Origin of the sequence: Enterovibrio gelatinilyticus, from assembly GCF_028683095.1 — a bacterium.
Taxonomy (GTDB): Bacteria; Pseudomonadota; Gammaproteobacteria; order Enterobacterales; family Vibrionaceae; genus Enterovibrio; species Enterovibrio gelatinilyticus.
In genome coordinates this window covers 1-2,331 of record NZ_JAJUBC010000064.1, presented here as the reverse complement: position 1 = coordinate 2,331, position 2,331 = coordinate 1, and the positions used below count along the sequence as shown (strand labels likewise).

The following is a 2,331-nucleotide window of genomic DNA, read 5'->3' as shown; positions in this document are numbered from 1 at the left end:
GTAAGCGGTTAATGAACCGGTGAAGTCCTACTCGATGCCACTGAGATCAACATTCCACGGCATCAGATCCGTCATATCATCGGTAAGCGAACGCGTCGGCAACGCTGTAAACAGATGCCGGAAGTAATAATACGGATTGATGTCATTGGCTCGACACGTCATCACCAGACTGTACAGATTGGCACTGGCTTTCGCTCCACCGACTGAGGTTGAGAACATCCAGTTTTTTCGGCCTGTCGTGAACGGCCGGATATCCCGCTCCGTCACATTATTGTCAATGCTGATGTGGCCATCATCAAGGAAGGTCAGCAGCTTGGGCCACTGATTTTGGGCGTAGCTTATCGCTTTACCCAATGCACCTTTGGGTAACACATGCTGACTATCTAGCCACGCTTTAAAATCATTCAGAATGGGCAGACTTTCTTGCACTCTAAGCTGTTGGCGTGCTTCAGCAGACAGTCCTTTCGCTCGCTTTTCAATACCGTAAAGTTTGCCGATGAAGGTCAGGGCTTTCTCCGGTTTCCCTGCTTTCGTTGACGGTGACGCTTTTTGCGCGTCGGTAAATTTACGGCGGACATGCGCCATGCAGGCGGCTTGTGTCACGTCTTTCAGTGTGTCGTAAGCACTATAACCATCTGATAGCAGATAGCCGGTGTAATCACCGAGGAACTCACGCACACAGGCGCCCGCTCGACTGGGTTGATACGCGTAAATAACCACGGGGTGTTCCGTGTACTCGCCACTGCGATAAACCCACATGTAGGATTTGGATTGTGCTTGTTTGTCTTCCTCTCTGAGCACTTGCACCGTGGTTTCATCCGCGCAGATGAGTATTTCTTGTAAGAGCTGCGCTTTCATCGTATCGATGATGACCTGCACTTTGCTGCCAAGCTGTACACACCAGTTGGCCAAAGTGGCGCGGCTGATATCGATGCCGGAGCGGTTGAGGATATCAACCTGACGGTAAAGCGGCAGTGCATCTACGTATTTGGCGGTGACCACGGCAGCAAAGGCCTCCGCACTGCCGAGGCTTTTGGGGATCATGCTCGCTGGCTTCGGTGCGGTGATGACCTTGCTGGTCTCTGCCGTCTGCTCGCACTGACGGCAGGCATATTTGGTGCGCTCATGGCGGATCACACTGACTCGCTGTGGCAGGATTTTCAACGTTTCACTGACTTCTTTGCCGCATTCATGCAAGGGCGCATCACAACAGTCGCAATATGGGGCATTGAGGGTGTGGATTTGCACTTCACGTTCAAGGTCGGCGGGCAACGGTTTTCGACCCGTCTTACCGCGTTCGGTGGAAGGCTTGGGCAACGCATTCTGTTGCTCGGCTTCGTTGAACGTCCCTTTGGCGACTTTTTCGCTTTGGGAGGCGAAGCGCTTGGATTTACTGAGATTGAGTTGCTCAACCAGTAATTGCACTTGGGTTTTCAGGGCAGCGACTTCCTCCTCTTTGGCCTGCAACAAGGCATCTTTGGCAAGAAGCATGGCTTTAAGTTTTTCAATATCATCGGGAAAGTCGGTCATTGGGCATCATTTTACAGCACTGAATGATGCCCAGTGTGACGTCTAAAACGGATCGTTCAAGCGCAATATGACGATCAGTATCAAGCGTCACACTTCTAGCCCACTGAGGGGGCGATGGGCTTTGTTGTTCTCCAGTGATAATCCAGATAGCAGCCAATAAAGCTGGGGCTTGCTGATGGCAATAACGCCGAGAGGATTGGGATGTGGCCACTTGAAGGTTCCTTTTTCCAATCGACGATAGTAAAGCCAAAAACCGTTGGTATCCCAAAAGAGGATTTTGAGTTTATCTCGTCCCCGATTACAGAAGATAAACCAGGCTTCGCTGAACGGATCCATTTCAAGCTGCTCGGCGACAATCAGCGACAGGCCATCGATAGACTTTCGCATGTCGGTGACACCGGAGACCAGAAAGACCTTGCCAGAGGGGGTCATTGCAAGGCATCCACCCAGTGTTTGATCTGAGCGGCACTCAGTGTTGTTGGTAACTCAGCGCGAATACCATTGGCAAAGGTAATGATCACCGACTCAGCTTGCGTATCGTCATGTTCATTGAAAATGATAGGCTGAAGTGTCTGCGTCGCGTCAGGAGAACGCAATCGCTTAGACCAATAGTAGAAGGTTTGATAACTGATGCCGCTGTCTGCACAGAATTGCTTGATGGATAGCGGGCTTTGTTTTTGTTGCTCAACAACTGCTGCCCAATGGGCGCGTTTTTGCTCTTGGTTCATAGTGCCTCCGATGAAAAAGGCACTATGTCAAAGCACGTGTATTATTGGTATGTGGGGTTTATTAACCGCTTAC

At 50.7% G+C, this 2,331-nt stretch carries 3 protein-coding genes; all 3 read right to left on the bottom strand.

What is annotated here, in order from left to right; translation table 11 throughout:
• Positions 1-27: 27 nt before the first annotated feature.
• The gene (gene tnpC / locus LRP50_RS25115) at positions 28-1,530 is read right to left on the bottom strand and encodes an IS66 family transposase (protein ID WP_274167127.1); all 1,503 of its coding nucleotides are present in this window, start codon (positions 1,528-1,530) and stop codon (positions 28-30) included.
• Between the two features lie 87 nt (positions 1,531-1,617).
• Positions 1,618-1,962 carry an IS66 family insertion sequence element accessory protein TnpB gene (gene tnpB, locus LRP50_RS25110; protein WP_274167126.1) on the bottom strand — a complete coding sequence of 115 codons (345 nt, stop codon included), beginning with the start codon at positions 1,960-1,962 and terminating at the stop codon, positions 1,618-1,620.
• Positions 1,959-2,258: an IS66 family insertion sequence element accessory protein TnpA gene (gene tnpA / locus LRP50_RS25105; protein WP_274167125.1), complete on the bottom strand. Its 300-nt coding sequence runs from the start codon at positions 2,256-2,258 to the stop codon at positions 1,959-1,961. Before tnpA ends, tnpB begins: the two co-directional genes overlap by 4 nt.
• Positions 2,259-2,331 lie beyond the last annotated feature (73 nt).

Excerpts from the sequence above, each read along its gene's own strand:
- tnpB (WP_274167126.1), bottom strand. The coding sequence starts at position 1,962 with ATGACCCCCTCTGGCAAGGTCTTTCTGGTCTCCGGTGTCACCGACATG.
- tnpA (WP_274167125.1), bottom strand. The coding sequence starts at position 2,258 with ATGAACCAAGAGCAAAAACGCGCCCATTGGGCAGCAGTTGTTGAGCAA.
- tnpC (WP_274167127.1), bottom strand. The coding sequence starts at position 1,530 with ATGACCGACTTTCCCGATGATATTGAAAAACTTAAAGCCATGCTTCTT.